This window comes from Hyphomonas oceanitis, from assembly GCF_036964545.1.
GTDB lineage: Bacteria > Pseudomonadota > Alphaproteobacteria > Caulobacterales > Hyphomonadaceae > Hyphomonas > Hyphomonas oceanitis.
In genome coordinates this window covers 63,248-80,118 of sequence record NZ_JBALTL010000004.1, presented here as the reverse complement: position 1 = coordinate 80,118, position 16,871 = coordinate 63,248, and the positions used below count along the sequence as shown (strand labels likewise).

The window sequence follows — 16,871 nt, the reverse complement described above, 5'->3', positions numbered from 1 at the left end:
TCCTTGTTGAAGGTGACGCCGAACTAGAACTTGACGTACAGGCCAGCTTTCAGCATCTGCGGTTTGCCGCGGATGATGGTGTGCAGGCCGAACGCACCGCCCGTGTTACCAACGTCAATCAGGTATTCCTCATCGAACACATTCTCGCCGAGGACGTAGACGCCCCAACGCTGGTCCGCGCTATCAAAAGCCACCCGCAGGTTGGCGACTCCATAAGCATCCTGGTGCTCATCAACGACTTCGCCGTTGGGATACATTTCAGGGATGCGAACAAAGCCACCATTGCCGTCAGCGGCATAGTCGTAACCGTTATCATCCTCGAAGAAGTGCCCGCTCTTCCAGATATAGCTCGGCACGATCGAGATATCGCCACGCGCACCAAGCGGCACCGTCATGTCAGCTGCCAGCGAGAAGCTGTTTTCCGGGCTCAGTCGGAACGTATTGCCGGCAAACTGGAGTGCGTTTCCGTCATCGTCCTCGTCATCGTATTCAGAGAAGTTGTAGCCATACGTCGCGAGAAGGCGAATGTTATCCGTCACAAGCGCCTGACCATCAAACTCGAACCCGTACTGCGTTGCGTTACCCGAGTTTTCGGTAATGAAGACACCGTTGATGGGATCGAAGCGCGATGTCTGGAAGTCCTTGTACTGTCCGTAATAGACAGATGTGGTCATCTGGACCCGATCATCGAAGAACCGACCGAACATACCAGCTTCCACGTTATCAAGCTTTTCGGAATCCAGCACAGTGTAGGTCGTACCAGAGGCAGTGAGTGCTTCCGGGCGACGACCACGGCCATAGGCAAGCCACGTATTGATGTTGTCTGTGAGGCGGTAAGAAGCATTCAAACGCCACGTGAAAGCGCCGTCAGGATCAGCCGAGTAGCTAGCTCTATTACCGATAAGTGCCGCGTTGATCAGGAAGCCCGGTGCGAACGTGACCGCGTTCAAGGTACCGCCCAGCGCTGGGTTGCCTCTGATGAGTTCAGCTTCACTGGAGGCCGACAACTCGTTGATCGTATAGCGCAGACCGCCTGTAAGGGTGAAGCGGTCTGTAACATCATACGTAACGTCACCGAAGAGATCGTAGCTCGTGCGCGCGTCCGTCGTATTGGACCGTTCGGCGTGTGCAGGGTTCAAAGGAATAAGTGCCCCCTGGGTCAGCAGACCCACCACAGAGTAGTCGAACGGATTGTCAAAGCTTCCTACGTTCTCCGCACCGGGAATGTTTTGCGCCATCAGCAAGCCGCGGATCTGAGCTACTGTGAGACCTGCCCCGGCAGCAATCTGCGGCAGGAAGAGTGTCTGCGCATAGCGCTCATCGGTCGAGAAGATGAGCGAATCCCGCGTCTCGTAATCGAAATAGTTCGCGCCGAAGAAGGCTGTTAGGCGACCACCGTCATCATAGTTCAAGCGCAGTTCCTGATTGAAGGTCTCGCCTTCGCGCGCCTGATAGAATTGCAGCAGGTTGAAGGCCGCGCCATCGGAGTCCCACGCTTCGTTCGAGCTTAGATCGCGGTAGTCAGTGAGCGATGTGAGGGTCCAGGCGTCATTGAACCTGTATTCGAGGTTGACCGTCGCGTCGAAGATCTCGCGGTCATTACCAAGTTTGTCACGGACCTGATCGGCGTTGATGTTCATCGCCGTCGCGCCGTAGGGATCGACCTTGCCATTCACTTCAAAGAAGCCGGACGTGAACTGCGTGCCGGTCGAGTCATCGTTTTGATAATTCAGGAAGACATCAGCCGTAAGCTGGGAAGTAGGCTCCCAGTGAATGGCGCTGCGCAGGGCCGTCGTGTCCTGGCCCATCAGGTCCGGCGAGTTGGCCGTGTTGGGAACATAGCCGTCCATGTTCTTTATCTGACCAGCAAGGCGAACAGCCAGCGTGTCGCTGACGGCAAAGTTGTAGAAGCCCTCAGCGCGAACGGAGCTGTAGTCACCGCCTTCCAGCGTGATTTGGCCTGAATTGCCCTCAAGCGATGCGCGGTTCTGAATAAAATTGATACCGCCAACGAGAGCGCCCTGACCGAATAGAGTCGCCTGTGGACCTTTAACCACCTCCACGCGCTCCATGTCATAGATCGCCACGTTCGTGGCGTAGCCAGGCGTACCGATCGATACACCGTTCTGGAAGAGCGCGACGCGTGGCGAACCACCATCAGACACAACACCCCGAAGCGAATAGCTAGGCGCGTTCAAGCTTTGGGCCTGGACCTGAAGGCCCGGAATGAAGTTGGCGAGATCTTCGATATCGTCAGCGCCGAGTTTGTCGATCGTCGTTTGATCGGTAACAGAAATGTTGATCGGAACATCGATAAGAGATTGCGTCTGCTTTTGAGTTGTAACCGTCACAACATCAAGCCGGCGCGCGTCCTCTTGATCGACAGTTTGTGCGTGTGCTGTAAGTTGCCCGGACATGCTGAGTGCAGCGACTGCTGTCGCGCAGAGAAAACTGGTTTTCATTGACTTCCCGCCTATTGCTGCGTCGCACAATTCGACGCTTGGCGGGTCGTTACGAGGTGGACACATTCGCATCAAATGAATGTTTTACGACCTCACGAACCTGCATCAAATCATACAGGATACGGGATATTTAAGGGACAAGCGTCAAGTAAAACCGTCACGTTCGCACTACCTAGGCGCGATACCGTCGATATGTGACGCGCCGATGACAAGAAGACTTCAGCGCAGATGCAAAACGAACCGCATCGTCGACAGATAAAGGAACAGATTCGGCAGAATCGACCGATCCTCATGCATCATCTGGTCCTTATCTGACTCGGCTGGATATCAGGCGTTAACGCAGATCTGTTTCTGCTCACCAAGCCCAGCGATGCCGAGCGTCACGACATCTCCTGCTTGCAGGAATTGCTGAGGAGACATGGAGAGGCCGACGCCAGGCGGCGTACCGGTCGAGATCACGTCACCTGGCTGAAGGCTCATGTATTGAGAGAGATAGCTGACCAGATGAGCGACCCCGAAAACCATTGTCGACGTTGACCCACGCTGCTTCGCAGCGCCATTCACATCCAACCACATTGCAAGATCCTGCGGATCACTCACCTCATCGCGCGTCACAAGCCAGGGACCGATTGGGCCGAATGTGTCGGCGCTTTTTCCCTTAACCCACTGCCCAGTGCCTTCAAGCTGGAAGGCCCGCTCCGACACGTCATGAACCACACAATAGCCTGCGACATGGTCCAGAGCATCCTCTTCAGAAACGTATTTCGCTTCCTTGCCGATGACGACGCCAAGCTCGATTTCCCAATCCGTCTTCTTTGAGCGCCGGGGAATCTCAAGATGGTCGTTTGGACCGCAAATGGCACTCGTGGCCTTGAAGAAGATGACAGGCTCGGTTGGTACGTCGGCGCCCGTTTCTGCCGCATGGTCCGCATAGTTCAGGCCGATACAAATGAACTTTCCGACGCCCGCAACACAGGGCCCAATGCGGCTCTTGCCATCAAGCTTGGGCAAGCCAGAGAGATCTGTCTTTTTCAGTCTCGTCAGGACGGAATCTGCCAGGGCCATACCGTCCCAGTCATCAACCAGCCCGCTTACATCCCGAATGTTACCGTTTGCATCCAGAACGCCTGGTTTTTCCCGTCCCTTTGGGCCGACCCGCAAAAGTTTCATGTCTTCAGCTCCTAATTTGTCCAGCCGCCGTCGACGACGTGTATCGCGCCAGTGGTGAATGTTGCTTCGTCAGATACGAGATAGAGTGCCAGATTTGCGATCTCTTCTGCCGTGCCGAGGCGCCCCATCGGCTGGCGTGCGACGAACATTTCGCGCGCAGCTTCATAGTCTCCCTGAGCTGACATGCGCCCGTGAAGTGATGGCGTATCCACTGTCCCGGGGCAGATCGCGTTGCAACGGATGTTTTTGCCGACATAGTCGGCGGCAATCGCCTTGGTCAGCCCGATGATCCCAGCCTTGGTGGCGCCATATGCGAAGCGATTGGGCGCGCCGACGACACTTGATGCGACCGAACTCATGTTCAGGATCACGCCACCACCTCGCGCAACCATATTCGGCAATGCAGCGCGTGAAAGTTCGTACATCGAAGTCAGGTTGATGAGCAGGGACCGATCCCAGTCCACCCGCTCGCACTCCTCGATTGTGCCATGATGAACCCAACCGGCGACATTGAAGAGGATATCGAGGTCAGAATGATCTCCAATAAGGGCCGCAATTGCATCCCGGTCGGTCACGTCCAGAACCGCCGTTTCGACGCCGGGCTGCCCGCCTAAGTTCGCCAGGCCAGCCTTGTCGATGTCAGTTGCAATGACCGTGGCCCCTTCTCGCGCGAAAGCCTCTACGGCGGCTCGCCCGATACCCGCAGCTGCCGCCGTCACCAATGCTGTCTTGCCTGCCAGCCTGCCCATATCAAACTCCTGCATTTCTGGAATAAATCCGTTTGGCATTACCGCTGAAGATCGCGTCGGAATGATCAGGATAATATTGATCGACCAAGCGCTCGCATTGCGCGGCCCAGCCCTTGTAGTTTCCCGCCAGCGTCAGCACCGGCCAGTCGCTGCCCCAAAGCAACCGCTCCGGACCGAAGCATGCGCCAATATGTTCGGCGACTTCGCCGATCGCTGAATCATCAGTGCGTGCGCCAGCCTCCGTCAGAAGACCGGACAGCTTGCAGGAAACATTTTCGTGCCGGGCAAGCTCTGAGATATCGTCCCGCCATACATCCAGCTCTGCTGAGGCGATGGGCGGCTTGCCTGCGTGATTAAGCACTATAGGTAGATTTGGATAGCGGGCCGCCAGACGCGTCATGACAGGTACAAGGTCTGGGTGGGCGTGGGCATCAAACACAAGTTCATTGGCCTGGATGGATTCCATGGCGGGCGCACAGGCGTCTTGCAATATCCAGAGCGGGTCTGACAGGTCCGCGATCATGGGTCTCAGACCGAGCAAGTGTGGGTTTTTTGCACGGCGAGCGATTTGTTCTGCCGCATCACCTGCCTCGAAGTCGACCCAGCCAACAACACCGGCAACGCGTGGGTCCGTGTCGGCGACATCAAGCAAAAAGTCTGTCTCTGCTGCACTGGCGGCGGCCTGAACGAGAATGACCTGCCGAACACCGCAAGTTTCCGCTTCGCCCCACACATCCTTGATATCAAAGTCGCGATAAATGCTTCCGAGATCCGGCGTCAGCCAATCATAATCGCCCCGCTGCAGGCGCCAGATATGCATGTGGCAATCCAGTTTCTCCATCATGACACCGGCGCGTCGGCTGAAATAAGTTGGCGCTCCTTGAGAGCGGCCCACAGGCCGCTATCGATAGGATGGCGGGTCCATTCGCTGATCTGGCGCACCTGTTCCGCTGACTTGGCACCCGGAATGACAGACACAACGGTCGGATGTGCTTTACAGAACTGGAGCGCGGCAGCAGGCAGCGGCACGTCGAAATCGGCGCAGACTTTCCGGAGCTGGGCAGCCCGTTCGACGGCCCATTCCGGCGCGGTATCATAATCATAGCGCAGTGGCTCGCCCGCAGACGCTGCCAGAAGCCCGGAATTGAAAGCGCCACCGATGACGACGCATACGCCGCGCCTGTGGCATGCGTTCAGGAAAGGCAAAGCAGCTTCGTGTTCGAGTAGCGTGTAGCGCCCCGCGAGGAGGAGAACATCGAGATCGACCTGAGCGAGGATTTCTTCGCACACCCTGATCTCATTTACGCCCAGCCCTATCCACTTTGTCTTACCCTCGGCCTTCAAGGTGGCCATTTGCGGGAGTGCTTCATTAACGGCTTGCGCGAGAATTTTGGGGTGGGCGTCGCCGTGGACCATAGCCCCGACATCGTGGAGAAGCAGCATGTCAACGCTGTCGACTCCGAGACGAGCCTGACTGCCTGCAAAGCCCTCCCTGATTCCGCGCGCCGAATAGTCGAAATACGGGATGAAGGGTGCGGGCGAAGCGAACCCATTATCCGGGACAGGATTTGATCCCGCCGGCTCAAGCCGACGTCCGACCTTGGTGGAGAGCGCCGGCCGGTATCCGGCCTCAGCAAGGAATGCACCAATACGCTGCTCGCTGAGGCCGTGCCCGTAATAAGGCGCGGTATCGAAATAGTCGAAGCCAGCATCCTTTGCTGCGGCGAGAACAGCGCTGGCCTCGTCGTCGGTTATAGCCGTATAGAGATTACCCAGCCCTGCGGCGCCAAGACCGTATTCTGGCAGTTGAGGGGCAGCGTGATCAGTCATTCATCAGAACCTTACTTGGCCAGACCGAGCTTGAATATCTGCACGGCTTCATCGGCCCATTCATTGACGGTCAGACGAAGCGTGTTCTGCTCAATTGACCAGTCTCCAACCTGTCCGCCAATCTGCTCGACGGATGTGACACGCTCCAGCTCGGATGGAAGGGTGACTTCCAGTACGCCTTCAGCAGGCTTGCCGAACATGTGAATGTAGAGTGCTTCCGTATTGCGGGTCGCGCCTATGCTGACGCCATCGACGCTCTTCTGATTCAATTCAACAGGCCGCGTGCCTTTAATCGCTTCGCCTCGCGTCTCAAGCCATTCGCCGACGGCTTCCAGGCGCTCAGCCTGAGCAGGCGGCATTTGCGCGTCGCCACGCGGTCCGACGTTCAGGAGAACGTTGCCGTTGAAACAGGCTGAACTGGCCAGCATGGTCGCAATGCCGTTTTTGGTGATGTAATCAGCCTCGGTTTCATTCCTGTTATACGCGAAAGAATGCCCCATCCCACGCGTTGTCTCCCAGATGAACGGCAGAATATGATTGAACATGCCGTATTCCGGCGTGCGTACATCCCACACTGGCGGTTTAGGAGGCAGTACGCCTGTCATACCCTCCGGCCGTTCCAGGGCGTCAGCCAGAAGTTCGCCATCGATCGGGAACCAACGGTCATTGGTCAGGCCTTCGGGAATGGAATTGTAATACTTGGCGAGGATTTCGAATGTGGCCTGCTGACTCGGATAACCAATATCGTTCCAGAGATAGTCCGGCTTGTAGCGCTCAATCAGCTCATAATAGTGCGCGTTGGCATATTCGGTATAATTTTCGGCTTCGCCTGGAATGTTCAGGCCGAGGTGCCCAAGGCTCTCGATGCGAACGTGCTTGAACGTCCAGTCGATGCCACCTGAATAGTAGATGCCGAACTTGAGCCCTTCTGCACGGACAGCATCGGCGAGTTCACCAACCACATCGCGGGTCGTCTGCCAGTTTGGCTTGTGCGGGTTGGGTATCGCACTTGGCCATAGCAGGAAGCCATCATGGTGCTTACTGACGAGGACCACGTAGCGTGCACCTGACTTCTTGAATAGCTTCGCCCAAGCGACAGGGTCCCAGTTCTCCAGCGATGCGTTAAAGGCCTCGCCGAAATTATCGTAGGAATAATCTTCCCCATAGGTCTCGCGGTGAAACTGCGCCGTCGGGCCATCCTCGAAGAGAACCGTATTCCGGTACCAGGCCGCGTAGGGCGTGTGAGCAAAGGCAGTCGCCTCCGACTCTGCCGCCAGCTGGTCAATCTGTTTGCTGTGCGGCGCAAAAGACGGAATGGAGTATGGCCCCCAGTGGATAAAGATCCCGAATTTTGCATCACGAAACCATTCCGGCACTTCGTGCTCGTTCAGGCTGGCGCGCGTGGGAAGATATGTTTTTTCAGTTGCGGTCATAGGGGTCTCCGCTTGAGATTAAGGGTCCAGATCATGCGACAGGCTCTTCCGCCCAGACGCTACCATTCGGGAATTCGTGATCCACAAGGCTTTTCGGTAGAATGTCCACGGAATAGCCAGGTGCGAGTGGCGCCATATAGCGGCCCTGGCGGATTTCGATCGGGTTCTTGAAATGCTCATGAAGGTGGGCAGCATGCTCAATCACCCTGCCCTCCATTGTCCCTGAAATGCATATATAGTCGATCATCGAGAGATGCTGGACATATTCGCAAAGGCCAACACCGCCCGCATGCGGACAAACAGGAATGCCAGCCTTGTCCGCCATCAACATCACAGCGATGACTTCATTGACGCCGGCCAGACGGCATGAGTCGATTTGGCAGAATCCAATTGCCTCGGCCTGCAGGAATTGTTTGAACATGACCTTGTTGTGCGCGTGCTCGCCGGTCGCCAGCAGAACCGGCGCGACGCGATCAGCAATTGCCTTATGGCCCAGTACATCATCAGGGCTGGTCGGCTCTTCCACCCAATAGATGTCATAGGGCTCCATCGCTTTGACGGCAGCAACGGCCTCATCCACGCTCCAGACCTGATTGGCGTCAACGCTCAGGCGGACATCGCTGCCCAGTGTATCACGGAACAGGGCACAGCGGCGCACATCCATCGCGATATCGCCACCGACCTTGATCTTGAAATGGCGCCAGCCATCCGCATAGGCCTGCTTCAAGAGGCTGACGATCGCTTCGTCGGTATATCCCAGCCAGCCCGCCGATGTCGTGTAGGCCGGGTAGCCGTCCTGAAGGAGCGTCGCGATGCGCTTCGCCTTGCCGTCAGCTTGTTGCTTAAGGCGCGCAAGCGCTTCATCCTTGGAAAGGAAGTCCGATATATGGCGGAAGTCGAGCGCAGAGATAATACGCTCTGGTGACATGTCACTCACGTATTTCCACAGGGGTTTGCCAGCCCGCTTTGCAAGGGCATCCCATACGGCATTGATCAATGCCGCAGCCGCCAGATGCACAACGCCCTTCTCGGGCCCAAGCCAGCGGTATTGGCTGTCATTGAGCAAGAGGCGCGAAGCTAGACCGAGATCCTCCTCGAATTCATCCAGGCTTCTGCCGACAAGATGGGCGCCAAGGCCCTGGATTGCAGCGACGCAGAGGTCATTCCCGCGTCCAATCGTGAATGTCAGTCCGTTACCACCCGGTTCGCCGTCCTTCATGACCAGCGTTGCATAGGCGCATGAATAATCCGGGTCCGAATTCATGGCGTCGGAACCATGCTTTTGTCGCGATGTCGGAAAGCGGATATCACGCGCCTCGATACGGTCGATTATCATACAGAAAGTCCAAGTTTGAAGATTTGCACGGCCTCATCGGCCCACTCATTGATCGTCAGGCGAAGTGTGGCCTGATCAATCGACCAGTCACCCACCTCTCCGCCAAGCTGCTCAAGGGACATTACGGTTCCGAGCCCCGCTGGAAGCTGTACTTCCAAAGTGCCCAGACCGGGTTTCCCGAATATGTGAAGGTAAAGCGTGTCCGCATTGCGTGTGGCGCCAATATTGATGCCGTCGACGCTTTTGTCCGGCAGGGCTACCGGTCGGGTATCCTGAATGGCCTGCCCCTTGGCTTTGAGCCACCCGCCGGTTGATTCCAGACGACCAGCCTGCGCTGGATCCAGTTGCGCATCGCCGCGCGGGCCGACATTCAGAAGGACATTGCCATTAAAGCAGGCCGAGCTCGCCAGCATGGTGGCGATGGCGCCGGGAGAAAGATAATCCGCATCGACTTCGCGATGGTTGTAAGCAAAGGAATGCCCCATGCCGCGCGTCGTCTCCCAAAGAAAAGGCAGGATGTGGTCAAACATGCCATATTCCGGTGTACGGATATCCCACACTGGGGGCTTCGGAGGCAGGACTCCCGTCATCCCCTCCGGCCGCTCAAAGGCATCAGCCTTCAGGTCGCCATCCGGCGATATCCAGCGATCATTGGTCAGGCCTTCAGGCACGGTATTGTAATAGTCGGCGAGAATATCGAACGAGGCCTGTTGGCTCGGATAGCCGATATCGTTCCAGAGATAATCGGGCTGATAACGCTCGATCAACTCATGATAATGCGCATTGGCATATTCAATATAGCCTTCGGCTTCTCCTGGCATGGCCATCAGATCCTGAATCGTTTCAATGCACTTGCTCTTGAACGTCCAGTCGATGCCGCCTGAATAATAGATTCCGAACTTGAGGCCCTCTGCGCGCACCGCATCTGCCAGCTCACCGACAACGTCGCGCTCCGTCTGCCAGTTTGGCTTGTGCGGATTAGGTGTTTTGCTCGGCCATAGCAGGAAGCCATCATGGTGCTTGCTGACCAGCACGATATAACGCGCGCCAGACGTCTTGAAGAGTTTCGCCCAGGCGACGGGATCCCAGTTCTCCAGCGAGGCATTAAAGGCCTCGCCAAAATTATCATACGAATAGTCCTCGCCATAGGTCTCGCGATGGAACTGCGCTGTCGGACCATCCTCAAACTTCATGGTATTGAGATACCACTCTGCATAGGGATTGTATTTGAATCCCTGCATGATGTTGTCCGCAGGGCCATCCGGCTTGTCCTGCTGAAGCGGCGCGAACGCGGGAATCGAGTAAGGGCCCCAGTGGATAAATATTCCGAACTTGGAATCACGGAACCACTCCGGAACCGCGTGCGTGCTGAGGCTCGCCTCTGTCGCGGCGTAATCTGATTTTTGCTTAGTCATTGACGGAGACCTCGTATGACTGGTGACCAGTCCATACGATGGCGCACCAGCGCTTCACGCTGAAGGTCATCTACTTCCTCCCGAATCCGCAGCCTCTGGATGGGCCGCTTTCAGAAAGTGATAGATAATGGACGTTTCATATGCAAGCATTATGATTGCATATGAACATCATTATTTTGATGATCGTTGTCGACGCGCGGAATTCAGAACCAAATGCCGACCACTATGATCGCGCGCGGTTCGGCAGTTTTATCTGGACTGGAAAGTCCGCGACATCGGCACGCAGCGTCCGCGTCATAGGCGAATGAAAATGAAAACGGAGAGGAAATCCAAATGCAACGCAAGGCCTGGGCTATTTATCTGAAGCCCGAAAAGAAAGACGAATACAAGGAACTCCACGCCAATGCCTGGCCCGCTATCCTGAAGCAGATCACGGCCTGCAATATTCGTAATTACAGCATCTTCCTGCGTGAACCGGAGAATATCCTGTTCGGCATCTATGAATACCACGGCACCGATATCGACGCTGACATGAAACTGATGGCAGACGACACGGAAACACAGAAATGGTGGGCGCTTACTGATCCCTGCCAGGCCGCATTTGAATCAGCCGCGCCGGGAGAATGGTGGGTCCCCCTCGAAGAGGTCTTCCATCACGACTAGTTATCGAGCGGCAGCGTGTGCCCCAGTACGGATGAAACGCGGCCGGCTGCGCCCGCAACCATGCCAGGCGCCTCATCCAGGGAGACACGCGAGCCGCGCGTAACAACAAACGGGACGGTCAGACTGGCCACAGCGCCCGAACTCGTTGAGTCAAAGACCGGAGCGCCGATATCGGTTACGCCATCGACGATACGAGACGGCATACGCGCAAATCCGTTCTCGCGTACAATGGCGGCTTCCGTCTCAAGCAGCGCGATAGCGGCATCATCTACGTCAGCTGCGTGAAGGTCCTCGATCATCTTCGCCTTGTGCATGGGCGAGGCAAAGGCAAATAGGACAAGACCCGAGGCTGATTTCATGATCGACCGGCGATAACCAAGCCTGACACTAAAACCGACATCATCGGGGCTCTCCGTGCGCGCAATGACAACGATCTGGTCGGAGCTGACAACGGCCAGCTGGATCGACTGTTTCATCGTCGACGCCAGGGCAGACATCTCCGGCAAAGCCGCTTCGTGCAGGTCCCGCTTGGGCGGCGACCGCATGCCGACTTCAAAGAGCCGATTTGAAAGCTGCAGCTTTTCGGGGTCATCCGTGCGTTCGACATATCCCCGCATCTCGAGCACGATCACCATGCGGTAAATCTCACTACGAGACCGGCCGAGATTGCGCGCGATATCAGAGACCGACTGCGGCGTTCTCAAGCTGGCAAGGCATTCAAGTATGTCGAGCCCCTTCTCCAGAGCTGGCGCCTTGTAAGTGTTATCGGCCATCACATCGCATCCCCGGAAAATTCATCACGCGTTTCATATATGAAGCAAAGCATGAAATCGGCAACCTTCCATGCGCGTGACCCTTGATAGATTGGAAATGCTGCACAGATAGCACGCCGCAGACCTGAGCTAGTCCATCTTATCCAGAATCGCCAAAACGGCGGTCTCGGCGATCGACACCGCTCGGGACAATTCTGCGCCTAAGTCAACCACTGTTGGCGCTTCAACCCATTTGTCATTGGCCAGACTGACGCTCGAAACGAGAATGGCCGCAACAATATCCGGACGGAAATCAGTGGCGCGATCAAGACTGTACACATGAGAGACATATTCGGCGTAAATATCCCTTAGCGCCTGCTCGTAAGCCGCGAGCGCGTAAGCGAGGTCTTTCTCTTCCCGCAATCCGTGCCAGAGCATCAAGCTCTGACTCGACTGCTTCTTGGACACGATGACGGCCCTCTCGAGCTCGGCCCGGAAGAATTCCAGAAAAGACACACTGTCCCGCGCAGCAAAAGCGCGCTTGCGCAATTCATCCGTCGCCGCGATGCCGAATTCAGTCGCAAGATCGGCTTTGGAATTGAAATGCATGAACAATGTTGTGACGTGAACGTCTGCGGCATCCGCGATATTTTGCATTGTCGTCGCAGCATATCCAGAATCATTGAAGAGCCGGGCAGCCGCGCGAATGATCTTCTCGCGTGTCAGTTTACGCCGCGCTGTGCGTCTTGGATATTTGATCTCTTCGGAAACAACAGTGTCCGGGCTTTCGCCTGACTTCGATGTTTCGTCCAACCGGGGAGGTTTTGGCATTGCAAGTCTCTCGGCCCCGTTCAAAAAAGGGACCTCTTATCTAAAATGAACGTTTATTGGCCCTCATGGGCCTAGTCAAAGAAATGCGGTCACCTCTCTCGCCATGATTGGGGCCTGACACACCCCATTCATATATTATTTTTGCAGCGAGCTGCGTGACGAGTACTTCACAAGCATACTTCATAACATGGCTCACTCGTTCGTGGCGCGACGTCGCGCGAGTTCGTCGACCGCTGATTGGTGGTCGCTACGCGTGACCGGATAGAACGTCAGACTCAAGAGGGCAGCGAGCGTGAAGAATATGATGGTCAGAACGAAATAGAGCGCCAGATGGTTGACCGTCGCGATATCAACAGCGCCCGGCTTGGCATCGTCCGGAAACCCGACAAGGGCCAACAGGAAACCGGACGCGAGCACGCCCATACCCGAAATTGTCTTGTTGACCATTGAGGTGGCTGAAAAGATCAGCCCTTCGGATTGTCGTCCTGTCGAGAGCTCGATCTGCTCGATCACATCCGCCACCATAGACACATTCAGAATGGCGGCTGCAATCACAGCGGCAGCAACAATCATGGCAAAGACGAAGAGCAGTGGCATGAGCAAGGGATTCCCTACCGCCGGAAATAGCCCCACCAGGCTCAACAGTATCGGCGCAACCATCGCGATCAACGTAACCATGTAGAGGACGAGCGTCGTCCATTTCTTGCCAAACGATTTGGATAGCGGCAGCACAATGACAAAGGAGAGTATTACGCCGACAAGGTTACCCGCAGTCAGCGTGGCGATATTATTCGCGGAAAGGCCCCAGAAGTACGTCTGGATATAAACACCCAGCGCCGCGTAAAGACCTCCCGACATGGCGCCAAGCATGCTCGAGAACAGGATGGGTGCATTGACCCTGTGAAACAGCGTGGAGAACATTTCCTTCGCCACGGCCAGCGCACCTCTCCGTGGGGGCGGAGGGGAATGGACCAGCGACGAAACACGGCTATGTGTCCCTATGCTGGATATGAATATCGCCAGCGCCATTAAGGGCGCCGCAATCCACGCGTACTTGATATAACCAACCTTATCGAGCAGCCCTCCCGGCGCAGCAGGGTCGTTCGCGAATATGAACGCGAATACAGAGATGCCCATAAGAATGCCGCCGACCACGCCAAAGAAAAAGCGATAGGCGACAAGCTCCGTCCGCTCGTCATAGTCCTGCGTGAACTCCGCAAGCAGAGCGGTGGACGGGACCTCATAGACGCCGATGGCTATGCGGGTCAGGCTTGTCATTACCAATAGATAACTGAACAGCAGGGCATGCGACTCCACTGCCGGCGGCATCCAGAGCAGAAGATAGAAAAGACCCACCGGGAGCACGGCAGCATACATGAATGGATGCCTCCGTCCCCAGCGCGTCCGCAGACTGTCAGACCACTGCCCCACGACCGGATCGAGTACAGCATCCGCGACCATGGCAATCATGATCGCGGCGCCGACCCAGGCCGCCGGCAAGCCGATGACCTGGTTATAGTAGATCATCAGCAGCGCGTTGAACCCGTTATCCTTGATGCCGAAAGCGACCGTTCCGAGACCGTATACGGCCTTCGTGGACCAAGGGAGTTTGGCAGCCTTTTCCACAGGTTAGAAGTGTAGTTCGAGCTGAACGCCGACTGTGCGCGGCGGTGTCAGATAATAGGTCTGCTCAATCCCCGGCGGGAATGACAGCAAGCCGCCCCGGGCGCCATCATAGCCCTGTTCGTCAAATGCGTTCTTGACATAGGCCGTCACCACATAGGTCTCATCCGCGCTTCTCCAGACGCCGATAAAGTCAACCTGATCGAAGGTCGGCGTCTGCGTGTATGGCCGGTTGAAGATGCCGTGATAGGTCGCGTCCTGCCAGGAATAGTTACCCGAAAGAGTCAGGTCGCCATTTTCGCCAAGGGGCACATCATAGCTGACATTGAGGCCAACCTTGTTAGGCACGGTGCGCGGAAGCATTTCGCCTTTGAGGTTTTGGGGCTGGCTGCCGCTGGCATTGACCGGACCGGACGGCTGAGCGCCCGGCTGGCTGGCCGTTGGATCGACATTATCTACGAAGCAGCAAGCGCTACGCACTTCGGAGTCATTATAGGCATAGCTGAACATGAAGCGCAGGTCGTCCGTAGGAGTCCACATGGCTTCCAGTTCCAGACCCATAGCCCGTGAGTCTTCAATGTTGAAGAAGCGCGTCAGGGTCAGACCATTTTCAACGGAATCCAGCGGCACTTGCAGACCGTCATAGGCATAATAATAGGCTGTTGCGTTCAGCTGAAGCTCGTCGCCGAACGTGCGCTTGGCGCCGAATTCAAACGAGTCCAGCAATTCCTCGTCGGTCTGCGGGAACTGGCTGATACCGCCGGCATTGAAACCGCCAGACTTGTAACCACGGCTATAGCGGAAGAAGTAATTCTGATCCGCATTTGGCTGCCACTGAATTCCGGCAACACCGGAAATGGCGTTCCACTCGTTCGAGAGCTCACGTCTGGCGAGCCCTGTGGCCGGGTCGATTGTAACACCGCTCGCAACGCCGGGGGCATCAACAAACGAGATTGAAGCTGCCGTCAAATCAAGCGCTGGCGCGAGATTTCCAGAACCGCCGAGCGTGAAACCCGGGACGATGCCATAGCCAATCACCCGGATCTGTTCGGAGCCTGCCTTTTCATCGGACGAATAGCGCAGGCCACCCGTCAGGGTGAGCGTATCGGTCAGATCATAGTCAACCTGGCCGAAGAGGGCGTAGGACTTGGTGGTCAAATCCGAAAGCGCTGTGATGTAGTCGCCACTTGGATTTGGCGCTTCACCAAAAGGCTCCATGATTTCGGGTTGAGCGCTGTTGCCGAAGTGGGATTCCTGATGGAAATCCTCTTCGAAATAATAGGCGCCGACGATCCACCACAAATCCGAGTCTTCCGTGGACTGGACGTTGAGCTCGTGGCTCCAGAAGGACTTGTCCTCGATATATCCAAACGTAAGCGACGGATATATCGTGGCAGCGCTACAGATCGGCCCGACATTCTCCAAGTACCACTGGCAGTTTGGTCCACCTGTGAAGACTTCGCCTGCAGCAATATTCGCCGGATCAAGCGGGTATGTGTAGGAGACCATGCTGGTCTCGTCATCGTCCCGGTAGGAGTCATAAACATACGTACGGTAGCCGCCCATGTATTTGACATCGACCGTCGGCAGGCTCCACGTCGCCACGGTCGAGAGGCCCAGGCTGTCGTCGAGCTTGGACCTGGTCGGTGTGTTGGTGCTGAACTTCCGGATATCGTTGATGCCAGGGTTTTCCGTGGCTGTGCCTTCCTGATTGTAGGTCGGCAGGAGATAGCCAAAGGCCGCGCCCGGTGTCAGGTTTCCAGTGGGGAAAGGCGAGTAATCGTAGGAACCGGAAGAGTTCGTCGCACGGTTATATGTATCTGCGCCGAATGTATCCGCCTTGAACCAGAGGGAGAGATTGTCGGTTGGGTCTGCTTCGAGCTGGAGTTCGAGATAACTGGACTCTCCCTTGCCAGCCTCGCTGGGGCCGCCGGCGACGTTTTCGAGATAGCCTTCGTCCTGATTCCTGAATGAACCCGCGAGCTTGGCGCGGACCTTGTCGCTCAGAGGACCGGCAACGCTCGCTTCGATGGCGGTGGTTTCGAAATTGCCAATTGTCAGGCGGCTGTCGGCCGAAAAGACATCGGTCGGTCGCTTGGAAACGACGTTGATCGCGCCGCCGATGGAGTTACGGCCATAAAGTGTCCCTTGGGGCCCGCGCAGGACTTCCACGCGGTCGACAAAGAAGTCGCTCTTGGAAACAGCGGAGGTCGAGGCGTCATAGATGCCGTCTGAATAGGTCGCGACGCCCGGATCGGAACCGTTGGTATTGGTCTGGCGACCGACACCGCGGACGAAAACGCGATCGTCACCGGCGGAGAAGGCCAAGCTTGGCGTGAAGCGCGCGAAGTCGGACAAGTTGTTGAGGCCGAGTTCCTGGCGCGTATCGGCGGTAAAAGCCGTGACGGACACCGGAACTTCGTTCAGATCCTGCTCGCGCTTCACGGCGGTTACCGTGACCTGATCGAGCCGGCGGGTTTCCGTCGTATCGTCGGCTTCCTGCGCCCATGCATGCCCAGCGGCAGTAAGGGCAACGACGCTGGCAGCGGCCAGCAGCAAAGACTGTCTCATCGATTATTCCTCCCAGAATATTTTTATCGACCGCAC

The 16,871-nt window shown here is 56.4% G+C and carries 13 protein-coding genes; 1 reads left to right on the top strand and 12 read right to left on the bottom strand.

Features of this window, described 5'->3' with window-relative positions; translation table 11 throughout:
• Positions 1-23: 23 nt before the first annotated feature.
• The 8 genes from V7651_RS12110 to V7651_RS12075 form a co-directional block, all read right to left on the bottom strand.
• Positions 24-2,462, bottom strand: a complete 2,439-nt coding sequence (locus tag V7651_RS12110; RefSeq protein WP_335613352.1) for a TonB-dependent receptor — start codon at positions 2,460-2,462, stop codon at positions 24-26.
• 327 nt (positions 2,463-2,789) lie between these two features.
• Positions 2,790-3,632 (bottom strand): fumarylacetoacetate hydrolase family protein, encoded by an 843-nt coding sequence (locus tag V7651_RS12105; RefSeq protein WP_335613351.1) that lies wholly within the window; start codon positions 3,630-3,632, stop codon positions 2,790-2,792.
• 11 nt (positions 3,633-3,643) lie between these two features.
• Positions 3,644-4,381, bottom strand: coding sequence for an SDR family oxidoreductase (locus tag V7651_RS12100; RefSeq protein WP_335613350.1), 738 nt, complete (start codon positions 4,379-4,381; stop codon positions 3,644-3,646).
• Position 4,382: 1 nt separating this feature from the next.
• Positions 4,383-5,201, bottom strand: coding sequence for an amidohydrolase family protein (locus V7651_RS12095; RefSeq protein WP_335613349.1), 819 nt, complete (start codon positions 5,199-5,201; stop codon positions 4,383-4,385).
• A gap of 20 nt (positions 5,202-5,221) precedes the next feature.
• Positions 5,222-6,211, bottom strand: coding sequence for an aldo/keto reductase (locus V7651_RS12090; protein ID WP_335613348.1), 990 nt, complete (start codon positions 6,209-6,211; stop codon positions 5,222-5,224).
• An 11-nt stretch (positions 6,212-6,222) separates the two neighbouring features.
• Complete coding sequence (locus V7651_RS12085; RefSeq protein WP_335613347.1) at positions 6,223-7,644, bottom strand: alpha-L-fucosidase; 1,422 nt, start codon at positions 7,642-7,644, stop codon at positions 6,223-6,225.
• 31 nt (positions 7,645-7,675) lie between these two features.
• Positions 7,676-8,980, bottom strand: a complete 1,305-nt coding sequence (locus tag V7651_RS12080) for an enolase C-terminal domain-like protein (protein WP_335613346.1) — start codon at positions 8,978-8,980, stop codon at positions 7,676-7,678.
• Positions 8,977-10,395, bottom strand: coding sequence for an alpha-L-fucosidase (locus V7651_RS12075; protein ID WP_335613345.1), 1,419 nt, complete (start codon positions 10,393-10,395; stop codon positions 8,977-8,979). Before V7651_RS12075 ends, V7651_RS12080 begins: the two co-directional genes overlap by 4 nt.
• A 333-nt stretch (positions 10,396-10,728) precedes the next feature.
• On the opposite strand from V7651_RS12075, the gene V7651_RS12070 reads away from it, so the two are divergent.
• Positions 10,729-11,058, top strand: coding sequence for an L-rhamnose mutarotase (locus V7651_RS12070; protein ID WP_335613344.1), 330 nt, complete (start codon positions 10,729-10,731; stop codon positions 11,056-11,058).
• On the opposite strand, the gene V7651_RS12065 is transcribed toward V7651_RS12070, so the two are convergent.
• The 4 genes from V7651_RS12065 to V7651_RS12050 form a co-directional block, all read right to left on the bottom strand.
• Positions 11,055-11,831, bottom strand: a complete 777-nt coding sequence (locus tag V7651_RS12065; RefSeq protein ID WP_335613343.1) for an IclR family transcriptional regulator — start codon at positions 11,829-11,831, stop codon at positions 11,055-11,057. The genes V7651_RS12070 and V7651_RS12065 overlap by 4 nt on opposite strands.
• A 129-nt stretch (positions 11,832-11,960) precedes the next feature.
• The gene (locus V7651_RS12060; RefSeq protein ID WP_335613342.1) at positions 11,961-12,641 is read right to left on the bottom strand and encodes a TetR/AcrR family transcriptional regulator; all 681 of its coding nucleotides are present in this window, start codon (positions 12,639-12,641) and stop codon (positions 11,961-11,963) included.
• 192 nt (positions 12,642-12,833) lie between these two features.
• Positions 12,834-14,267: an MFS transporter gene (locus tag V7651_RS12055; protein ID WP_335613341.1), complete on the bottom strand. Its 1,434-nt coding sequence runs from the start codon at positions 14,265-14,267 to the stop codon at positions 12,834-12,836.
• A gap of 3 nt (positions 14,268-14,270) precedes the next feature.
• Positions 14,271-16,835: a TonB-dependent receptor gene (locus tag V7651_RS12050; RefSeq protein ID WP_335613340.1), complete on the bottom strand. Its 2,565-nt coding sequence runs from the start codon at positions 16,833-16,835 to the stop codon at positions 14,271-14,273.
• Between the last annotated feature and the right edge of the window lie 36 nt (positions 16,836-16,871).